The sequence below is a fragment of the Streptococcus suis YS161 genome (assembly GCF_002760245.1).
Lineage (GTDB): Bacteria > Bacillota > Bacilli > Lactobacillales > Streptococcaceae > Streptococcus > Streptococcus suis_I.
The window spans coordinates 22,140-41,603 of the sequence record NZ_ASCA01000008.1; the positions used below are offsets into that span (position 1 = coordinate 22,140).

At 40.1% G+C, this 19,464-nt stretch carries 20 protein-coding genes and 3 pseudogenes; 6 read left to right on the top strand and 17 right to left on the bottom strand.

All coding sequences use genetic code 11. The features are described from left to right. Nucleotides 1–31: 31 nt before the first annotated feature. The 15 genes and pseudogenes from SST111_RS01555 to SST111_RS01620 all read right to left on the bottom strand — a co-directional run bounded on the left by SST111_RS01555 (nucleotide 32) and on the right by SST111_RS01620 (nucleotide 11,512). On the bottom strand, nucleotides 32–250 hold the full coding sequence (locus SST111_RS01555; RefSeq protein WP_240016829.1) for a hypothetical protein: 219 nt from the start codon (nucleotides 248–250) through the stop codon (nucleotides 32–34). A gap of 13 nt (nucleotides 251–263) precedes the next feature. Next, a complete protein-coding gene (locus tag SST111_RS01560) occupies nucleotides 264–476 on the bottom strand; it encodes a DUF4314 domain-containing protein (protein WP_099809787.1) in 213 nt (70 codons plus the stop codon). 1 nt (nucleotide 477) lies between these two features. Next, on the bottom strand, nucleotides 478–726 hold the full coding sequence (locus SST111_RS01565; protein ID WP_099809793.1) for an Nmad4 family putative nucleotide modification protein: 249 nt from the start codon (nucleotides 724–726) through the stop codon (nucleotides 478–480). 93 nt (nucleotides 727–819) lie between these two features. Beyond that, nucleotides 820–2,079 carry a DNA cytosine methyltransferase gene (locus SST111_RS01570; protein WP_099809788.1) on the bottom strand — a complete coding sequence of 420 codons (1,260 nt, stop codon included), beginning with the start codon at nucleotides 2,077–2,079 and terminating at the stop codon, nucleotides 820–822. Beyond that, nucleotides 2,076–2,456, bottom strand: a pseudogene (locus SST111_RS01575) (DNA-methyltransferase); the annotation flags it as partial. The gene SST111_RS01570 and the pseudogene SST111_RS01575, both read right to left, overlap by 4 nt. A gap of 27 nt (nucleotides 2,457–2,483) precedes the next feature. After that, nucleotides 2,484–3,197: pseudogene (locus tag SST111_RS12545) on the bottom strand (hypothetical protein); the annotation flags it as partial. A 111-nt stretch (nucleotides 3,198–3,308) separates the two neighbouring features. After that, nucleotides 3,309–4,187, bottom strand: a pseudogene (locus SST111_RS01580) (DNA methyltransferase); the annotation flags it as partial. Continuing rightward, a complete protein-coding gene (locus SST111_RS01585) occupies nucleotides 4,159–4,620 on the bottom strand; it encodes a hypothetical protein (RefSeq protein WP_014638126.1) in 462 nt (153 codons plus the stop codon). The gene SST111_RS01585 and the pseudogene SST111_RS01580, both read right to left, overlap by 29 nt. Nucleotides 4,621–4,918: 298 nt before the next feature. Next, nucleotides 4,919–5,284: an HNH endonuclease gene (locus SST111_RS01590; RefSeq protein WP_014638127.1), complete on the bottom strand. Its 366-nt coding sequence runs from the start codon at nucleotides 5,282–5,284 to the stop codon at nucleotides 4,919–4,921. Between the two features lies 1 nt (nucleotide 5,285). Next, nucleotides 5,286–6,323, bottom strand: coding sequence for a methionine adenosyltransferase (gene metK, locus SST111_RS01595; protein ID WP_024399320.1), 1,038 nt, complete (start codon nucleotides 6,321–6,323; stop codon nucleotides 5,286–5,288). 44 nt (nucleotides 6,324–6,367) lie between these two features. Continuing rightward, nucleotides 6,368–6,550 (bottom strand): DUF6900 domain-containing protein, encoded by a 183-nt coding sequence (locus SST111_RS01600; protein WP_014638129.1) that lies wholly within the window; start codon nucleotides 6,548–6,550, stop codon nucleotides 6,368–6,370. A 198-nt stretch (nucleotides 6,551–6,748) separates the two neighbouring features. Further along, nucleotides 6,749–7,252, bottom strand: a complete 504-nt coding sequence (locus SST111_RS01605) for a hypothetical protein (RefSeq protein WP_014638130.1) — start codon at nucleotides 7,250–7,252, stop codon at nucleotides 6,749–6,751. After that, nucleotides 7,245–8,621 (bottom strand): SNF2-related protein, encoded by a 1,377-nt coding sequence (locus SST111_RS01610; protein WP_014638131.1) that lies wholly within the window; start codon nucleotides 8,619–8,621, stop codon nucleotides 7,245–7,247. The genes SST111_RS01605 and SST111_RS01610 overlap by 8 nt, the downstream gene beginning before the upstream one ends. Beyond that, on the bottom strand, nucleotides 8,602–8,883 hold the full coding sequence (locus SST111_RS01615; RefSeq protein WP_014638132.1) for a VRR-NUC domain-containing protein: 282 nt from the start codon (nucleotides 8,881–8,883) through the stop codon (nucleotides 8,602–8,604). The genes SST111_RS01610 and SST111_RS01615 overlap by 20 nt, the downstream gene beginning before the upstream one ends. A gap of 346 nt (nucleotides 8,884–9,229) precedes the next feature. Further along, nucleotides 9,230–11,512 carry a phage/plasmid primase, P4 family gene (locus tag SST111_RS01620; protein ID WP_099809789.1) on the bottom strand — a complete coding sequence of 761 codons (2,283 nt, stop codon included), beginning with the start codon at nucleotides 11,510–11,512 and terminating at the stop codon, nucleotides 9,230–9,232. Nucleotides 11,513–11,728: 216 nt separating this feature from the next. Between SST111_RS01620 and SST111_RS12030 the strand changes: the two genes are divergently transcribed. The 5 genes from SST111_RS12030 to SST111_RS01640 all read left to right on the top strand — a co-directional run bounded on the left by SST111_RS12030 (nucleotide 11,729) and on the right by SST111_RS01640 (nucleotide 16,089). Then, nucleotides 11,729–11,935 (top strand): hypothetical protein, encoded by a 207-nt coding sequence (locus SST111_RS12030; protein ID WP_142350740.1) that lies wholly within the window; start codon nucleotides 11,729–11,731, stop codon nucleotides 11,933–11,935. Beyond that, nucleotides 11,910–12,233: a hypothetical protein gene (locus SST111_RS01625; RefSeq protein WP_018374789.1), complete on the top strand. Its 324-nt coding sequence runs from the start codon at nucleotides 11,910–11,912 to the stop codon at nucleotides 12,231–12,233. Before SST111_RS12030 ends, SST111_RS01625 begins: the two co-directional genes overlap by 26 nt. Beyond that, on the top strand, nucleotides 12,226–13,347 hold the full coding sequence (locus SST111_RS01630; protein ID WP_099809790.1) for a DUF2800 domain-containing protein: 1,122 nt from the start codon (nucleotides 12,226–12,228) through the stop codon (nucleotides 13,345–13,347). Before SST111_RS01625 ends, SST111_RS01630 begins: the two co-directional genes overlap by 8 nt. A 4-nt stretch (nucleotides 13,348–13,351) precedes the next feature. After that, nucleotides 13,352–13,900 (top strand): DUF2815 family protein, encoded by a 549-nt coding sequence (locus SST111_RS01635; RefSeq protein ID WP_099809791.1) that lies wholly within the window; start codon nucleotides 13,352–13,354, stop codon nucleotides 13,898–13,900. Nucleotides 13,901–14,133: 233 nt separating this feature from the next. Continuing rightward, complete coding sequence (locus SST111_RS01640) at nucleotides 14,134–16,089, top strand: DNA polymerase (protein WP_099809792.1); 1,956 nt, start codon at nucleotides 14,134–14,136, stop codon at nucleotides 16,087–16,089. A 38-nt stretch (nucleotides 16,090–16,127) separates the two neighbouring features. Here the strand turns inward: SST111_RS01640 and SST111_RS01645 are convergent, their stop codons facing one another. Together SST111_RS01645 and SST111_RS01650 are read right to left on the bottom strand one after the other, a co-directional pair. Further along, on the bottom strand, nucleotides 16,128–16,697 hold the full coding sequence (locus SST111_RS01645) for a hypothetical protein (RefSeq protein ID WP_024376920.1): 570 nt from the start codon (nucleotides 16,695–16,697) through the stop codon (nucleotides 16,128–16,130). Between the two features lie 396 nt (nucleotides 16,698–17,093). After that, nucleotides 17,094–18,980 carry an XRE family transcriptional regulator gene (locus SST111_RS01650; RefSeq protein ID WP_024376919.1) on the bottom strand — a complete coding sequence of 629 codons (1,887 nt, stop codon included), beginning with the start codon at nucleotides 18,978–18,980 and terminating at the stop codon, nucleotides 17,094–17,096. 129 nt (nucleotides 18,981–19,109) lie between these two features. On the opposite strand from SST111_RS01650, the gene SST111_RS01655 reads away from it, so the two are divergent. Next, entirely contained in the window at nucleotides 19,110–19,412 is a 303-nt protein-coding gene (locus SST111_RS01655) for a helix-turn-helix transcriptional regulator (RefSeq protein ID WP_029743928.1), read from the top strand. Nucleotides 19,413–19,464: the final 52 nt, after the last annotated feature.

The following is a 19,464-nucleotide window of genomic DNA, read 5'->3' on the forward strand; positions in this document are numbered from 1 at the left end:
TAAGAAAAAAGAACTCAATTCGAGTTCATTCTTAAAGTTCATTAAAGTTATCAAGAACTGCCTGACAAACTGTTCTATCAATATCGTCCATGTTATCTATTTCATTCCCATATCTATATTGGTAGATATATTCACCATCACGTTTTATTGTCAGAATTCTAATCCAAGCACCGTCTATATTTCTCGGGTCTGTGGTATCTTCACGGAGAAATTCACAAACGTAATTCCTATCACCAACCGTTCGAGTCATTATTTCCCACATCTTACTTTACCTTTTCCACGATATCTATTCCATACAAAACATTCAGACAACTGCCGTTTTCCCACTTAACTAAGAGTGAACCAATGTCATCCACTCCAATAACTGTACCAAGTGTTCCTTTAGGAACTGGATGTGGATCATCCATTTTTACTAATCTAACCTTTGTACCGACCGGATAGATTGTCTTTAGGTTGTCGAAAATTTTTGCGTCCATGTTATTCTCCAAACATATCGAATGCCCACTTGACAGCGTGACCAAGATCCGTAACAATTATTGATTCCTTGTATATTCGGTTAAGTCGGCATTCAAATATTTCAAATTCTTCAAGGCTATCAACGATTTCGTAAATCTCAACTACTGTTTCTTTGTTTCCTTTGGATGCTACGATAACCCATTCCTTGTAAGGAATGATACTTGCAGTTGTTGGGTAGATTTCATAGAGTTTTTCAAGTGTTGTTGTCATGGTTTTGTTCTCCTCTTCTTTTGTTGTGTACATATTAACTCTAAAGGAGACTTATATCCAGTCATTTATAGATTATTTTGAAGGTATTTTCGACTATTTTTCACTTGCTAGAATGGCACATCCAATGGCATAAACAACTGTTACCGTCACTCCATTTCCAGCTTGTTTATACAGTTGGGCATCGGAGTTTACTGCTTGGGCTTTTTCGAACAAATCATCCGAAAAACCTTGTAGTCGAAAACATTCTCGAGGGGTTAAACGTCTAATTTTCACCACTCGATCATTCCAAACCACAGCACCCATTTGACCACCGCAGGATAGGTTATGGGCGATTCCTTTCCCAACTCTTGCTCGTCTAGTTGGAGAGTTGGGATAAGATAAATCAACTGAATCACCTACCTCAGCAACTTGATAACCTTGCTTCGTACCATTTCTGACCTTGATACCTTCAAGAATGCCATGGCGGTCTTGAGAGGTCAATGTGAACATTGGCTCATCCTGTTCCTTGAGCCTGCGTCCATTTTGACGCTTATTGATTCTATTGGGTGTTAGAATAGGTTGAATTTCGAGTACTCCAGAATTCATAGCCGTCCGCTTTGTAGCTCCAGCAGTATATCGTGCAGTGATACAACGTGCCTCATCTGTCAACTTTGGTTCTGTCAAAGATTGGTCAATCAAATATAGACCAGTCTTAGCTCCCAGTCCACCACCCGCACCAACAAGGGTTGTGGCAATTCCACTAGGGTCGTAGACACGATAGCTTTGCATTCCACCTACAAGTTGCTTAAGATGGCTACCGCTTTCTCCGCTGATAGGTAGTACTTTTCGTCGACCTCTACTTCTAAGATGTCCGAGAGTGTAGATGCGTTCTCGATTTTGGGGAACTCCGTAGTCTTTTGAATTGAACACTTGCCACTCAAGGTCGTACCCTGCTTCATCCAAGATAGAGAGATAGTCGAGATAATCTCGTCCCCCGCCACTTGATAAAAGTCCCTTAACATTTTCAAGGAGTATCCACTCGGGTTTATCTTCTTCCTCTTGGCTTTGGAGGAGGTCAACAAATGTAAAAAAGAGTCCACTTCGTTCACCGTATAGGCCTGCTCGCTTCCCTGCGATAGACACATTTTGACAAGGGCTTCCCGCAGTCCATAAATCTGCTTTTGGAAGTTGTGTTGGGTCAATGCTTGTGATGTCGTCATGAAACCATTCTCCTTTCGTGTCATACATTGCTTCATAAGATTTTCGTGCAAACTTATCCTTTTCACAGTAACCGATACATTTGAACCCAGCTAATTCCAAACCACGACGAAAACCACCCACTCCTGCAAAGAAATCAAGAAAAGTTAAGGTCATACCGACTCCTCCATCATTGAATAAGCTTCATCAAAGGTCAATGTCTGTCCATCGCGCAACACCGTCACGTTATGATTTCCTGTTGACTCTATATAACGTTTGACAATGACATCCACAAACTTCTCATCCAACTCAATGCCGTAACAAACCCTTCCAGTTTGGTCTGCGGCCATTAGGGTCGAACCTGAACCAAGGAATGGATCAAGAACAATTGTCCCACGCATGGATGAATTTTGAATAGGATAGGCCATGAGCGGAATGGGTTTCATTGTTGGGTGGTCTTTACTAGATTTTGGACGGTCATATTCCCAAATGGTTGTTTGTTTACGGTCACTGAACCATTGATGTTTTCCCTTTTGTTTCCAGCCATAAAGACAGTTATGAGTAACAATTCCATCTGCAATATAATGTTCATATTTTTCAACAGCAAGAGAATAAACAGGTCCACTGAATCCTTTTGTAAGAACCTCATCAATTACGCCCCAGTAAAAATTTTCTCTCGTTTCCTTTTCATAAGTTTTTGGAATTGGAACTTGCATAATTTGAGGGATCAGATTACAAGCATTGATGCGAGCAGTTACTCGTTTACTAAATGCCTCATGTCCATTTCCTTTGTGAATGAGTGGGTATTTGATATTTCGACCATAGTCAACAAGCAAACGTCTAGCATTATCTAATTGAATTTGGCTATCCAAGTTATCATAAATCATATCGACATGATGAGATGTGCGTTGAGTTTCTTTCTTTGGAAGTCCTCTATCCATTTCCCAATGAGTATAAGGAATACCGTACTTGAGGGCTAATAACTGTTCGTGGCACTGGGCTGTTACTTTATCATCAAATACATCAATGACCCAAGCCTCTTCACCTTTCTCTCCACGAAGTCTCGTTTTCAAACCAAATCCCCTCGAGTTATAGAGTTCAGTAATCCCTACACGCCAACGGTCTCCTTTACGCATAAGATAGGTACAATAATTGTTTTTTGTTGATTCATTAAAACGAACCGAAAACTGATGGTTATCCGTAGCCCACGTTATTTTATTTCCAATTTTTATACCGTATAAGGTGCCATTATAATATCGAGAAGCTGTTTTTATCTCATAGCCACCATTACGCATCCCCAGAATTGTTCCTGAATAGGAATTGTAACTAATGACCCTATCACCATCCTTTAAGTCTTCTATTGGAACGGGACCATTTATAGTTTGAACAATCGTACCTGCTGGCTGACATGGTTCATGTTGCCACTGATAGGGACTACGTCCAAGAACTAAGGAGTTCTTCTTCCAAATGCAACACCCACTGAGGTAGAATCCCGCCTCTTTAAATGCCTTTCGGAAGTTCAGTCCTTCTGTATCCGCATGGAATACATAGATTGAACCATCAGACTCCATATGTTTTTCTACTTGAGTGAACATATCAAAAAGAAACTGGTAAAAGTCACTATCAGGCATATTGTCATTGAGAATCTTTCCAGCTGTTTCTTCTACATCAACATTATAGGGAGGGTCTGTCACAACCAAATTTGCCTTTTTATCACCTAAAAGTTGGTCATAAGTTTCAGCTTTCGTAGAGTCTCCACAAATCACTCGATGCTTACCAAGTTGCCAAATGTCCCCTCGTTTTGAAAAGGTGGGTTTCTTCAATTCCTCTTCAACATCAAAGTCATCATCTGATAGGTCTTTATCATGAACATTCGACAGGATATCGTCAATTTCTGGTGGTTCAAAACCAGTCAGGTCGAGATTGAAATCCGATTCCTGTAAATCCAAAAGCAAGTCCGCCAAAAGTTGGTCGTCCCATTGACCGGTGATTTTGTTAAGGGCAATGTTCAGTGCCTTTTCATCTTCTTTGGATAAATCGACAATGACACATTTGGCGGTTTCATAGTCTAAGTCCTTCAATACAGTTAATCGTTGATGGCCACCAATTACCGTCAAGTCTTTATTGACGATGATGGGGTCAACGTAGCCAAACTTGAGTAGACTTTGCTTAATCTTTTCATACTCCTTATCACCCTTTTTAAGTTTTTTTCGAGGATTGTAGGAGGCTGGGTGTAATTCAGACAATCGAATTTCTCTAATTTCCATTGTTGGTTGGCTTGTCATTGGTTTCTCCTTTATAAAAGCGTGATTGAATGTAACACGAATGGCTACAAAATTTCCTATTTGGATTGGCATAAGATAAAAATGACCTGCCACATTGCTGGCAAGTCAAATCTTCATATGCAGTTTTTGATTTGTCGTGTTCGTCAGAATGAGTGGCCCACCAGACTTTACGACATTTATCCGAACAGAACTTCTTTGGTCTTCCTATTTTATGAATTTTAAGTGTTTGATAACACTGTGGGCAACGGAGTCCGTCATTCTGGTCGGCTTTTGCCATTTGCTTTGTCGCCGCTCCATGACCAAGCAATGCTGGATTTCGTTTACAGTATTTTTTAACAGAATCTCTAGACAGTCCTGTAGCCTTACCGATTAAGCCATAGCCAAGACCTTCTGCTCGCATTTTCCAGATTTGTTTGCGTTGACTTTCGTCCATTTGTTTTCCTTTCCAGCAAAAAAGGACTAAAAACAACTATTTTCTACATTGTTTCTAGCCTTTTTCACTATTTTATTACCAAAATGACATACTTGGGAACGCTACATCCCCACATTAGAAACGTGATAACGGTGGGAAGGAACGTCAAAATGAAGCGATTTTAATGTACCCGCTTGCGAATTTTGCGAAATTGCACGTTTGAGGGGGCGTCGGTCTTAGTCTCCCAAGGGTTTAGAGATTTTATCCCCCCTCCCCCAATGGGCGAAAAATGAGATACTTTTGTAACGAAACTCCAAGACTAAAATCGATACGAATACTCCACATAACGATCAGTCGTCTTAGTCTTTCTGTCATGACAAGACTTACAAAGTGCTTGCCAGTTGGTTTGATTCCAAAAGAGTTCTTGGTCACCTCGGTGGGGTGTGATATGGTCAACGACCGTTGCCTTGGTCAGTCGACCTTTGGCTTTGCATTGAACACAGAGTGGATGAACTTTTAAGTAACGAAGTCGTGCTTTGTTCCACTGGGCATTGTATCCTTTGGCTTTGGTTGACTTGGAATCCAGTTGGTGGTTTGCTTTATGGTTCTCACAATACTTCTGACCATATGATACTAAGTTAGGACAACCATTTTGTTTACAAGGTATGCTTGGTCTTCGTGGCATTTTACTTCTCCCAAGGTAGATAGTCTTTCGTGAAATGTCCAAAGCAAGTTGTCTCGGTGTAGTCTACATCCAAGAGATGAAGTTTCTTAATGATACCTCCTGGTGTTAAATCATACCGCTCACGAATCATTCCTTCCAGTTGTTGTGTGGTGTAGCGACTGGTTCCAAAGGTTTCTACGTAAACCGACACAGGTTCTGCTACTCCAATGGCATAGGCAAGCTGAACTTCACAACGTTTGGCATAGCCTTCACGAACAATATCCTTGGCAATCTTTCGTGCCATGTATGCGGCTGAGCGGTCAACCTTGCTTGGGTCTTTTCCAGAGAAGGCACCTCCACCATGATGTGCGAAACCACCATATGTATCTGCCACAATCTTACGTCCAGTCACTCCTGCATCCGCAAATGAGCCACCAAGAACAAAACGTCCAGTTGGATTGACTAGAACTTTGAAATCTAGATTCTGACGATAACGATGAGCCACCGACATCATGGCTTCCATCACAATTCGCTTCACTTTGTCAAGGTCAGCCGTTTCGGTATGTTGGATGGAAACTAAAAATGTATCAATCCGTCTCTTCTCATAGTCGTAGGATACCTGAGCTTTAGCGTCCTTTCCAAGTAAGGGGTGACCAAGTGACATCAGTTTCTCAAGGACTCGAGTTGCTAGAACATAAGGAAGTGGCAGGTACTCAGGTGTTTCATCTGTCGCATAACCGAACATCATTCCTTGGTCACCAGCTCCACCATTGTCTACACCTTGGGCAATATCGGAACTCTGAAGTCCAAGTAGGTTAGTTACCCGAACATTCTTCAAACCTAGTGGCTCGACAACCTGTCGAACAATGTTCTCGAGATTAAAGTAATGTTTAGTAGAAATTTCACCAGCTACCACAACATGGTTATCCTTTATTAAAGTCTCAACTGCCACTCGACTTGATTTGTCATACTTGAGACACTCCGTCACAATAGCATCTGAAATCTGGTCACAGATTTTATCTGGGTGTCCAACCGACACTTGTTCACTAGTAATAATCATAATTCCTCCACGCAAAAAGCCCAACCCTCGGGCTAGGCTTTGGTTTATTTTACTGATTGTCGGCCTGCTTCGTAGGCTCTCTCCAATGCTCTTTTGATTCCCCAAACCGAAACATCGTAGAAATCGAGGTTGTCACTCCAACGTTTTTCCAAGGTTTCAACTAGTAGTTCTTCTTTAGCAATCTCTGTTAAAAGTGCATTGAGTTTTTCTTCTTGGCGTTTTGTCATTGTATTGTTCTCCTCTTCTTTTGTTGTGTACATATTAACTCTAAAAAGGAGATATATCCAGTCATTACTGGGTATTTTTTATCTTTTTTGACATCTTAAGTATATCACAGGTCTAGGTTGAAAATCAGTACTAAAACAGTACAAATTTAGTGCTAATGTAGTGCTAATTTAGTACCAATTTAGTGCAATCGACCATCACTAGATAGGAATGTGATAATCTTCCACCTTAAGTTCAAGACTTTTTGATGTCCAACGATAACACTTGCGTAATTGTTTTAGAATCTTACGCCTACGATAAGCAAGTGTTGAATGGCTGATTTCATAAATCTCTTCTAGTTCAGTCCAACTCTTGCCTAAGTAAATTAAATCATTAGCTAATGGTTTCAAATCCTCAGGCAATAACTCCATAACAAACTCAAAGTAATAAAGATCCATTTTTAAGCAGTAATAGGTATTAAGCAAACTACTGAGGTACTCTTGATTCTCTTGTTCTTGTTTTTCTCTAAAATTAAGGGAAATCAGCTCACTACGACCATGGTTTTTACTTTTCTTGACCATTTCTTGCTCTGACTTCTCAAATACTAATGACTGAATCACACTATCCTCTGAGATTGGTCGATAGTTGAGCAATTTCTCTTGAACTAACTGTAACTTCATTTTCATGTCTTGATAGTTCTTAGCAATATAATCCACCTTATCCATCTGCCCCTCCTACTTGTGCTTTTACAGCTGCAATCAGCCGTTCTTGTTGTGCATCTTTGTTTTCTAGTGCCTTGAGGATTTCCTCATCAATCGTTCCTTCAGTCACAATGTGTTGGATAACAACTGTCTCAGCCTCCTGGCCTTGACGCCAAAGTCGTGCATTCGTTTGTTGGTATAATTCCAATGACCACGTTAATCCAAACCAGACCAAGTGGTGACCGCCTTTTTGAAGGTTCAACCCATGACCTGCACCAGCTGGATGAAGTAAGCCAACTGGAACATTTCCCTTGTTCCACTCGCGAATATCTTCTTCTGTTTTCAACACCCGACTCTTCACCTTGAGTTTTTCTAAACGACCAATAATCCGAGCCAAGTCATGTTTGAACCAATAGGCCACTAAGACAGTTTCTCCATTTGCGGATTCAAGGATATCTTCTAGGGCATCTAGTTTCTGTTCATGAAGCGGCACGACTGTATGATCATCAGAATATACAGCACCATTGGACAACTGAACTAGCTTGTTCGTAAGACTTGCTGCATTGGCAGCAGTTACTTCTAATCCATCCAACTCTGATAAAACATACTCTTTCTTAAACTGACTGTACTTTTCTTTTTCCTTTTCTGACATACGCACCAGCTTCTTGGTTGAAATCAAATCAGGCATATCTAGATAATCTAGAGCCTTCATGGAAATGGTAATATCACTAATCTTGTCCTGAATTTGACACTCCGCATAATCCATAGGGATGTATTCATAGACAATGTTTCCATTGCGACGACCTTCTTCAAAGTAGCGACTACGAAACTCACCAATGAATCGACCAAGACGTTCTCCTCCGTCAATGACTTTAAACTCAGCGAACAAGTCCATTAGTCCGTTTGAACTAGGTGTTCCAGTCAAACCAACGATACGTTTCATGTAAGGACGCATTGCCATGAAAGCTTTGAAGCGTTTGGACTGCCAAGACTTGAAAGAACTCAATTCATCAATCACTACCATATCCCACTTAAAATAGGGACTACATTGTTCCACCAACCAAGGGAGGTTTTCACGATTGACGATATAGATATCCGCATCTTTCTGAAGAGCTACTTTTCGTTGCTTGGGAGTACCCACGATTTTCGAATACCGTAAGTGACGCAACTCCGCCCATTGCTCAATCTCGTCACTCCAGACCGTGTTTGCAACACGAAGTGGGGCAATGACCAAAACCTTAGCGACTTCAAACCTATCAAACATCAGCTCATTCACCGCAGACAAGGTTGTAGCTGTCTTTCCCATCCCCATGTCTAAGATGACCGCTGCATTAGGGTGACTTATGATGAAGTCCTTGGCGACTACTTGATAGTTATGTAATGTCAATTTCATCTAGCACATCTCCAATCATCTCAATGTGGTCAAGAACATAAACCTTAAAACCTAACCGCTCAAACAGCCTATGCCTTGCTTCCTGTAATTTCCGTGGCTTTCCACCAGGCGCTTTTACTTCCACCAAGCCAAACTTGCCCTTTGGTAAAAACACCAACCTGTCTGGCACACCAGAAAAAGATGGTGATACCCACTTGGGACAAACTCCACCACGCTTTTTCACTTCACTCACTAACTTCTGTTCTACAATTTTTTCTCGCATAATAAATCCTCTCGTCAAAACATCGCCAAGGAAAAAGTGTATCTCACGATAGTCAGTTACATTACTTTCCTATATCTCTTTTATCTTTTTTATTTTTTCTTATATCTAAGTTATAGAAAAGACCTACTAAACCTGCACTTTAAATCTTCCTATGGCAACTTTTGTATGTGACATTCTCGACATGCACTTTTCAACCCCAGTGTAAGTCGTGACAGTTTTGTATAAACTTTTCTCTTCACTAAAAATAGCAACTTTTAGCTACTCTGATAATCGCTCTGTGACTTAACTATCACGACATGCACTAACACCTCCTATTGCTAGAGGCAACTTTCACTGCTTTACACATTTAATCAAGGAAATCGTCATCTAATTTCAACTGTAGACCTTTTACCATAACACCCTTGTTTGTTCTTTTTTTGGTGAAACCAGCATTCGCAAGAGCTGTGTAAAAATCCGTTGTGCTGCGCGTGTACTCATTGATACCAGCACAATAAGCTCGATAAGCTGAGTAAAGTTCTCCTGATTTCTCAGTTAATTGGTCGCCGATTTCACAACAATCACCAAGAAACTGTCCCATCCAATCATTAGCTTCTCGATAGGCAGACACAGATTGAGCAACAACCTTTGGCAGAGTTAACTTGAAATTGGCATTGATTGCTTTCTCTGCACCTTCAATAATCCATGACATAATTGCCTCGGATGCTTCCTCGTACAGGTAGTCCGCAAAGTTTTTGATATCTGACCGACCTGTGATTTTGGCATTAAAAGGAATGACAATCAGACGTCTCCAAATCCCATCATCGTTCGCACCTACTTTTGGTAGATGGTTGGTGTAAAGAACTAGCGTGTGTGATGGCACAAAATGAAATGGTGCCTTGTACTTCTTCTCAGCTAAGATTTCATCTGTCGAACAAAGTTGTTTAACCATTGAAGTGTTCAACCGCATTCCCTCACTCATCTCAGATGCAATAATAAGACGTTTTCCTTTTAACTCTGCCATTTCAGGGCTAACATTTCGTCGGACACTCATGGTTAGAGCATCTGCCGATAATTTGCCTGAGTAGTTGCCCAGCACTCGTGCAATGGTATTCCAAAAGGTAGACTTGCCGTTTGCCCCACTGCCGTAAGCGATAATAAGGTGCTCTTGGTAAACCTTACCGATAGCAGCCATACCCACCACCATCTGAACGTAGTCGATTAGTTCTTGATTACCACAAAAGAAAGTTGCTAGAGTCTCTAGCCACAAGCCTTTTCCCTTATCGCTTGGCGAAGCTGTTGCCATCTTAGTGATATAGTCAGTTGAATCATGATCTTTTACACCAGCTAAGCCCTGGGATAAGTTAATGGTGGCTTTAGGAGTATTGAGCAACATTTCATTGTTATCAAACTCAGACACACTCATCCGAACCATGTGTTTAGCGGTTTTAACGATAGCTGAGAGATGGCGATAATCACGATATTTCATGACAAATTTATGGAAGTCAAATGCTTTCTTGTACTCCTTAAAGGCTGATAATTGACTTGGTCCATCAAGGGCTTTTTCAATGGCTTTAACCCCCTTAAAAATCAGTTCCTCTGAAATACCTGTTTGGATGAGCCGTTTTGTCTTATCCTCTAGGTTGGCATCTGCTACTGCTAGTTGCTCATCCAAGAAAACATGAACCTGTCGCATGGCCAATTGCTCATCCTCCACCCAGTGTTTCCCATTGAAAGCAAGATAGTCAGTCTCACGAGTAAAAGCAATTCGGTCTCCATATTCACGAGCTAACAGTCCTGCTTCACCAATATCGGTATAGTCATCAGGTCGCATGGCTTCTCGGTTATAGGCCTCAGGTGATACATAATCTTGTGACTGCTTAATGGTTCGATTGTAAAATCGGACTGCACTTCCCCAGATGGTATCTAACTCTGTTTTATCAAGTGGCGGTACACATTTCTGTGCCTGCTCATCATAACCATCCCTAGCTTCTTGGGTCACGCCTAACCGTTTGAGAATTCTCGCAGCAAATACTGACATCGTTGAATTACGACTTCCTTGCTGGATTGGTCCACTGGAAGGAGTATAGAAGTCTGCATCGAAATCTTCCTCGTCATCAATAGACACAGCTTGAAACAAATCTTCATCAATAGTTAGCCATGAATCATGCCATATAACCTGTGCATTTGGATTTCCAAAGAAGAAACGTGCCGCATCCTTGGCATGATCATCAAAAAACTTGTATTGATTACAAAGTTCTTCCTTCATAGCTACGTAGACATCTTTATCAGTTACCTCATTGATTTGGAAGTAAATATGATATTTTGGTCTTGGAGCTTTTCCTGCCTTTGCCTGCAAATGACTTCTACTAGTTACCAAAGCAAAGTTGTAATCCGCAAAGATTTCTTTTAATCGCTCGACCGTCATCCATTCATCTGGATTTTCAGAATGGTCATTATCAATATCCATGACCAAAACGTCCGACTGGATGAAATTGGTATTTGAGCGTGTATTGTTTAAAAACAGCCCTGCCACATGGTCAAATTGCGCAACAGTTTGTAGCGATATTTCATCAGTAATAGTAACTTGATTGGGATAGACCGTGGTTGTCTGAACCCCATTCTGTCCTGAATGAGATAAGTTAAATTGCATTATGCACCCTCCATATTTTTGCAGTAATTTTAGAAATATATCTTCTTAACTTACTAAGTAAGAATCTGACAAATTTTTCCGCTCTTTCAGAAAAAAACATTCAAAAAAATAGAAGTTTCCTATTAAATTGCACAGGAAACTTTTTTGATATTCAAAAATTTTTTCAAATCTAACGGAAAAACATCACTTGGTTCTACTTAGTAATGTGTAAGAGGTATGTCTAAAAAAATCTCTTGCAAAGTGGAAAATTTAATAAAAACCTTACTTAGTAAGATAGGAGGACCAAATATGGTAAACGAACCATACATCAAACCTGATGAAGACGTAGCTGATACTCTCATAGCTATCAGCGTCATCTCAAAACTACTCGCTAAAAAAATTATGGAGGAAGAAAGTAATGAGCAAAATGAAAGAACTGAATAGACTAATTCATGATATGGAAGAAACCGCAAAGTACTACCTTCGCTTGGTGGATGAGTTCAAAAAACTCCTATCTACTGATGATGAAACAGTTCCTGAACCAATATCACCCAAATCTGAACCACAAAAGGAAATTCAATTGGAGGATGTCCGTGCAGCCCTTGCGACCAAAGCTAAAGACGGGTTTAAAAATGAGGTTCGCGCTCTTCTAAATACTTACGGTGCTTCTTCTCTATCAGCTCTTGACCCTAAACACTTTGCGGCAGTCCTTGAAGAAGCTGGAGGGATTGGTAATGACTAACCATGCCATTCTATCCGCATCTGCTTCACACCGATGGTTGAACTGCCCACCATCTGTTCGCCTTACAGAGGAACTACCAGGAACAACATCTGAGTTTGCTCTTGAAGGTACTGATGCTCACGAGTTGTGTGCTTATCTAGTCGAGAAAGCCTTGGGTAGGAATGCGCGTGATCCAACTGAAGATTTAACATTCTATAACGATGAGATGCAGGAATGTGCAGAAGAATATCGCAACTATGTCATCGAGCAAGTCGAGAAAGCCAAAGGCTACTCTCGTGACCCTACAGTTCTTGTCGAACAACGACTTGACTTTTCCAAATGGGTGCCTGAGGGCTTTGGGACTGGAGATTGCATCATCGTGGCAGACGGACTTCTACAGGTTATTGATTATAAGCACGGACTTGGTGTTCTAGTTGATGCAGACCACAACCCTCAAATGATGTGTTATGCACTTGGAGCACTTGAGATGTTTGATGGACTTTATGATATTGATAAAGTTACCATGACCATCTTTCAACCACGAAAACATAACATTTCTACCTTTGAGATGGAAAAAGCTGACTTGCTTGAATGGGCTGAAAACGTACTCGTTCCAAAAGCTGAACTTGCTTTCAAAGGTAAGGGGGAGATGCAGTCTGGTAAACACTGCCAATTCTGTAAACTCAAGAATATCTGTCGCAAACGTGCTGAGGATAATTTGGCACTAGCCAAGATGGAGTTTGCGAATCCAGATACCCTTGATAACGAGGACATTGCAGAGATTTTGCCTAAACTAGATTTGTTAATTTCATGGGCAAACGACATCAAAGCTTATGCATTAAATCAAGCAAAAGATGGACATCCTATCCCAGGATACAAACTGGTTGAAGGTCGCTCTGTTCGAAAATTCTCAGATGAGTCAGCCGTTAGCCAAGCAGTGATTGAAGCAGGCTATGACCCTTATGAGAAGAAACTGCTCACTATCACTGCCATGACTAAGTTACTTGGCAAGAAAACTTTTAACGACCTACTTGGTGGTCTCGTAATAAAACCAAGTGGTAAACCAACACTCGTTCCAATTGACGATAGCCGTCAAGAGATGAACCTAGCAAAAAATGAATTTAAAGAGGAATAACAATATGACAACTAAAGTAATTACAGGACCAAACACTCGCTTCAGCTACTTAAATGCCAATGAGCCAAAATCTATCAATGGTAGCACTCCTAAGTACAGTGCCTCTCTCATCATCCCAAAAGATGATACAGTCACCATTAACAAGATTAAAGTAGCCATTGAACAAGCCTATAAAGAAGGTGAGTCAAAACTCAAAGGTAACGGTAAATCTGTACCTGCTCTATCTACTCTGAAAACTCCCCTACGTGACGGTGACCTTGAACGCCCTGATGATGAAGCATACAAAAATGCTTACTTTGTGAATGCCAACTCTCCACACAAACCTGGGGTGGTTGATGGCAATCGTCAAGAAATCATTGATAGTTCAGAATTGTACTCTGGTATCTACGGACGTGCTTCTATTACCTTCTATGCTTTCAATTCAAATGGTAATAAAGGGATTGCTTGCGGTTTAAACAACTTGCAAAAATTGCGTGATGGCGAGCCCCTCGGTGGACGCACTAGTGCTGAAGATGATTTTGCGACAGAAGATGATGATGACTTTTTGAGCTAGAAATGGAGAATTAGATTGATGATGTATACTATTTTAACTTGTACTTTAATGGGAATTTGGGTGGTAATAGCACTATACTTTGGATATATGACCATTAGAAATGACATTCGAAATGAAATGGAACGAAGGGCTAAACGAAAGAAAGAAAAACTTAGTCAAACACCACTCAGTCGAAAAAACAAATAGAACTCAAGGTGGCAGTCTTCTGTCACCTTTTTCAGAAAGGACAAACTATGCCAATTAAAGAGATCAGTATAGACATCGAAACTTATTGTGAAATTGACTTACGAAAATCTGGTGTCTATCGCTATGCGGAAGATGACAGTTTTGAAATCCTTTTGTTTGCGGTATCTGTCAATAATGGACCAGTGACTGTTTACGACTTAACTAAAGAGAAATTACCACAAGACATTCTTGAAACTTTAGTAGACGATAGAGTCATCAAATGGGCTTTCAACGCTTCATTTGAACGAATTTGTCTATCAAACTGGCTCAAGAAACATCATCCTGATTTGTTGTCAGATGGATTTCTCTCCCCAGTTTCATGGCGATGTAGCATGATTTGGTCAGCCTATCTAGGACTTCCCCTCTCCCTTAAAGGAGTTGGAACAGTTCTCAAACTCAAAGACCAAAAGTTAAAGGAAGGTGGAGATTTAATCCGCTACTTCTGTCTTCCCTGTAAGCCAACCAAAGTCAATGGGGGACGAATTCGCAACTTTCCACATCACGCGCCTGACAAGTGGTCTACCTTTATCGATTACAACAGACGTGATGTTGAGGTCGAATTGGCCATCAAGGAACGACTGAAAAACTTCCCAGTACCTGATTTTGTTTGGGATGAGTACCTCCAGGATCAGATTATCAATGACCGTGGTATTGGCATAGATGTTGACTTTGTCAAAGCAGCAATCAAAATTGATGCAGAGAGCAAAGCCAAAATTCAAGACGAGTTAAAAGCATTAACTGGCCTTGAAAATCCCAACTCTGTTCTTCAGATGATCGGTTGGTTACGAGAACACGGAGTGACCACCGATTCACTGGATAAGAAAGCTGTGAAAGAACTCCTCAAAACAGTCGATGATAAAACGGCAAAAGTCCTCAAACTTCGTCAGCAAGCTGCCAAATCAAGTGTGTCTAAATACCAGGCCATGATGAACTGTGTGTGTAAAGACGGTCGAGCAAGAGGAATGTTTCAATTTTACGGAGCAAACCGTACAGGTCGATGGGCTGGTCGCTTGGTGCAACTTCAGAACTTACCACAGAACCATCTTCCTAACTTAGAGGAAGCTAGAGAACTTTTCAAAACCGGTGACTTAGAAGCTACTGAGCTACTCTACGATACTCAGGATACCTTATCGCAACTTATCCGTACGGCTTTCGTTCCAAGTGAAGGAAAGAAATTCATTGTTTGCGACTTTTCAGCAATCGAAGCTCGTGTCCTGTCCCACTTGGCAGGGGAGAGATGGCGTAGTAAGGTATTTGAACTAGGAAAAGACATCTACTGTATGTCCGCTTCTCAGATGTTTGGAGTACCAGTTGAAAAACACGGACAAAATTCTGAATTGAGACAAAAAGGAAAAATTGCGGAACTTGCTTGCGGATATGGTGGTTCAGTCGGTGCACTCAAAGCCATGGGAGCAATTGATATGGGACTATCGGAGGAAGAACTCCAACCACTAGTGAACTCTTGGCGACAAGCAAATCCCAATATCGTTCTCTTATGGTGGGATGTCGATAATGCTGTAAAGACTGCTGTAAAGGAACAAATTCCAACATCTACTCACGGTATTCAATTTGAAGTAAGAAGTGGCATTCTATTCATTACACTCCCATCTGGTCGTAAATTAGCATATATTAAACCAAGAATTGGAGAGAACCAGTTCGGTGGAGAGTCCGTCACTTATGAGGGAACTGGAACTGCTAAACGTTGGGAGAGGTTAGAAAGTTATGGTCCAAAATTTGTGGAGAACATTGTACAAGCTATCAGCCGTGACATTCTTGCTTACTCTTTGAAACAACTGAAAGAGTTTAAAATTGTAGGACATGTACATGATGAAGTAATAATCGAATGCCCAATGGAACAAAAACTTGATGAGATTGCATTATTAATGGGGATTGCACCAGACTGGATGTCTGATATTAACCTTCGTGCCGATGGATACGAATGCATATTCTATCAGAAAGATTAGCAAAAAATCGCCACCTCACAATTGAGATGGCGATTCTGTTATTTATTTAATTCTTTGTAAAGCTCAAACCCTTCTTTCTTAGTATTATTGACTTTTTTATAGCCTGCAGATTTCTGAACTCCTAGTTTTTCAAAGATTTCCTTATTCTCATAACCATCAAATAGCATTTCCAAAATTTCTGGTGCTTGAAAGTTTGATTCTGCAAGTTTTGATTTCAAAAACTCAAATTGATCCATGAATAGATAAAGCTCAATCCCATCATCAATAACTGGTAAATCTTGTTTCTCTGTGAATGCTTCCCAGGATGAAACTTTAGGGGCATTTTTACTCGGCTTACGAAAATCTTTGAGATAATCATTAACTGAGTTGTTATACCACCAGACCATCTGTTCATAGTCCTCTTCTGCGACTGGAACAAAGGCAGTTAGTATTGAAATACCCATGATACGACATTGACGAAACGTGCCACGTAGCAAACCTGAATGATGTGAAGTCATGTAGTAATCCTGTACAAACATAGGTGCTAGTACTTCACTTTCAGTTGGATGTACTCCAGTTGATGAAGATTGAGCTTGGCAGTAGTTGAAAAAGTTGACATTGATTGTCATGATTGATTGGCTTTCCAGTTAATACCGAAAGCACACATGACAAATCAAGGCATGCAAAAAATATTCTTGACCGCATAGTTACTTTCCTCTATGTTATCGGTCAGCCAATTTCACAAGCTGAAATAGTTTCCCACCATCTCTACATCTGAAATTATGGTCATCGTCATGACTCCGTATTGACAGAAGGTGTTCTTGATAAGTCTAGTATAGTACCATTGAACGAAATGGTACACAGCAAAAAATGAGGGGTAGAACAGCTTCCCTCATTCAATAAAATCGTTAAAATCAGTGTTTTTGAAACTTCCTTTCACATACTTAACTTGATGACCTCCACTCTCAAATACACGCATAACAAACAAAAAAACACCCCTCAAAATTTGAAGGGTGTCGTTAAAATTATTTTTCCCAAAATTCAGGAATCTTCATCTCTATCAACTTCTGGTTGCATTCATAAGCTCCCAAATGATAGTAATATCTCAGCAACATCTTATAAGCACAATGAGTCGGCATCTCATCTCTAAATGTTGTACCACTCTTTTCAATCAACTTAAAGCTAAAGTCAGGATATAGCTTCATTCCAAGAGTAATCCCCATCATCTTTTCCAGTTTCCTACTCGCATCTCTTTGAGTTTCAAAACGCTGAATAGTAGATAAACTAACACCTGATGCCTCAGCAAGATCTTCTTGAGTGATGTTTTTGCGTGTACGATGGTAGATAAGCATGGCACAAAAGCCACTCGGCATCTCATCATTGATTCTGACTACCTCTTCAAATATTCGTCCACTATCTAGAATTATTGAACCATTAACAATATTGGTGAACTCAGAGAAATCCACCTCTATTTCAACCGTCGATTTTCCACGATACATCACATACTCATTAAAGATAGTGATCGATATAGACTTATTTTTATCTGTCTTATAGAAAATATCAAACAATAGGCAACACTCATCCATATGTTTGTATGCATAGTCTGTCATTTCGTAAATACCGTACTCCACCATGTTCACATATTGAGGATCATTCAAGCAAAAATGGTTATCCACATAAACATATCGACCTGAATCCATCAACTTCCTAAACTGTTCATTCTTCCAACTCAACAGACAAGCGTTGGGAAAGGCAATAGTGAAGCTTTTGTTTTCAGTCATAGCTTTAAGTTCACAACCATAGCTTCGTAGATATTCATCTCCAACGAAATTATAAATGCCTTCAAATTCATGATAGCCCAATTGTTGTAACCGAATTTTAGCCGCTAGGCGAGAGACCTGAAAGAATTCTGCGAGGTCATCTATGATTCTTTCAAACATGGTTAATTTCTCATCACTAGCATATTTTAAGGAGTAGTCTGTAAAGAGTTGATTGACCTTTTGCCTTGTCATGGACTTAGGCATCAGAATTCTAGCAGCAATTCCATTTGCCTGCCACTCCATCCAGTCATAGTCTCTCCACTCTGATGAACTAGAGATAGTGTTATCTCTTAGACTACTACTTCGTTTATGATTCTGATCAAATAGCATTTTATACTCATTATGATGACGATGGAGCAACCAGTGAACTGATTCATGGACTATTGTATTATTATAACTCCCTTGATTACGCAAGCAGATAACTTCGGGATCTACTAAAATAGTCTTTTTCTTCACGAGTCTTGATTCTGGAGTATCCTCATCATAAAATAGAACTTCTGTATCTTTGAAGACCATCTCTCCAAAAATGGAACTATCCTCTGTTAACTTACCCTCCATCTTAGTCAATCCGATATTGGCAAGATAGCCATCAATCGGCAAAGCCATGGGAGCTTCTAGTGCTTGAGGGTAATATTGCTTCAAAATTCCTTCCGCAATCTCATCCATATCCTTAGCTTTAATGTATGGAACAAATTCTGGACTAAGACCTAATTCACTATTATCATAATCTTTTGGATCAAAGGGATTAACCTGAAGAACTGTAAAATTATGTATTCCTTCATTCAACTCATACTCAACCGTCATTCTTAACCACAGATTGGCACTATCTATTTCATAGCCATACTTCGTCTGCCCCTTAATTTCAAGAGAAGCAATGACCTGAAGTTCAGAAACAATTATTCCGTCTCTAACTTTACGAGACAAGACTTTCTTTATCGCAAAATCATCCAACTTCTTAAAGTTTGGGTCTTCAACAGTATGTGACTTGACCGATATATAGGAACGGTGGTGGTAAATATAATTATCTACTGCTTTGAAAATATCGTTATAATAGTTTGATTGAAGCAATTTTTCGAATGAATTAAACGCCATATCCTGTTCTCCTAAAACATAGTGCTATCGAGATTTGAATTACAAACATACCTACTCTTTACTCTTGCTTTATATTATACACTATGATATAATTTTGTCAATCTATAAAATGACAAAAGGGGTGAGAAAATGTTTTCTGCCAGTAAGTTAAAAGAATATCGATTAACCAATCATCTATCCCAAACAGCTATCGCAAACGAACTAGGGGTCACAAGAGCCACACTGTCTGCTTGGGAGACAGGCAAAACTGTCCCTAATAAGAAACACCTCAAAGAACTGGCTCAAGTCCTCCATATAGAAGCAAGTAACCTTCAAGAAGAACATCCCCACCTCACCCTCTACAAACAACTCAACAAGACAAACAAAAAGAAGGTCGATGAGCTAACTCACAACCTTCTCATGGAACAAAAGGGTTCTGTTGCAAAGTTTTAAATAAAGAATAAAATCCCTTACGGTATCTATGATTTAAGCTGGGATTCCCAAT

What these genes read in the sequence shown, in the direction of transcription:
- SST111_RS01560 (WP_099809787.1), bottom strand. Translation starts at nt 476, where the DNA reads ATGGACGCAAAAATTTTCGACAACCTAAAGACAATCTATCCGGTCGGT.
- SST111_RS01630 (WP_099809790.1), top strand. Translation starts at nt 12,226, where the DNA reads ATGACTAACCATGCCATTCTATCCGCATCTGCTTCACACCGATGGTTG.
- SST111_RS12030 (WP_142350740.1), top strand. Translation starts at nt 11,729, where the DNA reads ATGTCTAAAAAAATCTCTTGCAAAGTGGAAAATTTAATAAAAACCTTA.
- SST111_RS01655 (WP_029743928.1), top strand. Translation starts at nt 19,110, where the DNA reads ATGTTTTCTGCCAGTAAGTTAAAAGAATATCGATTAACCAATCATCTA.
- SST111_RS01640 (WP_099809792.1), top strand. Translation starts at nt 14,134, where the DNA reads ATGCCAATTAAAGAGATCAGTATAGACATCGAAACTTATTGTGAAATT.
- SST111_RS01590 (WP_014638127.1), bottom strand. Translation starts at nt 5,284, where the DNA reads ATGCCACGAAGACCAAGCATACCTTGTAAACAAAATGGTTGTCCTAAC.
- SST111_RS01615 (WP_014638132.1), bottom strand. Translation starts at nt 8,883, where the DNA reads ATGCGAGAAAAAATTGTAGAACAGAAGTTAGTGAGTGAAGTGAAAAAG.
- SST111_RS01600 (WP_014638129.1), bottom strand. Translation starts at nt 6,550, where the DNA reads ATGACAAAACGCCAAGAAGAAAAACTCAATGCACTTTTAACAGAGATT.
- SST111_RS01635 (WP_099809791.1), top strand. Translation starts at nt 13,352, where the DNA reads ATGACAACTAAAGTAATTACAGGACCAAACACTCGCTTCAGCTACTTA.
- SST111_RS01610 (WP_014638131.1), bottom strand. Translation starts at nt 8,621, where the DNA reads ATGAAATTGACATTACATAACTATCAAGTAGTCGCCAAGGACTTCATC.
- SST111_RS01585 (WP_014638126.1), bottom strand. Translation starts at nt 4,620, where the DNA reads ATGGACGAAAGTCAACGCAAACAAATCTGGAAAATGCGAGCAGAAGGT.
- SST111_RS01570 (WP_099809788.1), bottom strand. Translation starts at nt 2,079, where the DNA reads ATGACCTTAACTTTTCTTGATTTCTTTGCAGGAGTGGGTGGTTTTCGT.
- SST111_RS01645 (WP_024376920.1), bottom strand. Translation starts at nt 16,697, where the DNA reads ATGACAATCAATGTCAACTTTTTCAACTACTGCCAAGCTCAATCTTCA.
- SST111_RS01555 (WP_240016829.1), bottom strand. Translation starts at nt 250, where the DNA reads ATGACTCGAACGGTTGGTGATAGGAATTACGTTTGTGAATTTCTCCGT.
- SST111_RS01565 (WP_099809793.1), bottom strand. Translation starts at nt 726, where the DNA reads ATGACAACAACACTTGAAAAACTCTATGAAATCTACCCAACAACTGCA.
- SST111_RS01625 (WP_018374789.1), top strand. Translation starts at nt 11,910, where the DNA reads ATGAGCAAAATGAAAGAACTGAATAGACTAATTCATGATATGGAAGAA.
- SST111_RS01605 (WP_014638130.1), bottom strand. Translation starts at nt 7,252, where the DNA reads ATGGATAAGGTGGATTATATTGCTAAGAACTATCAAGACATGAAAATG.
- metK (WP_024399320.1), bottom strand. Translation starts at nt 6,323, where the DNA reads ATGATTATTACTAGTGAACAAGTGTCGGTTGGACACCCAGATAAAATC.
- SST111_RS01650 (WP_024376919.1), bottom strand. Translation starts at nt 18,980, where the DNA reads ATGGCGTTTAATTCATTCGAAAAATTGCTTCAATCAAACTATTATAAC.
- SST111_RS01620 (WP_099809789.1), bottom strand. Translation starts at nt 11,512, where the DNA reads ATGCAATTTAACTTATCTCATTCAGGACAGAATGGGGTTCAGACAACC.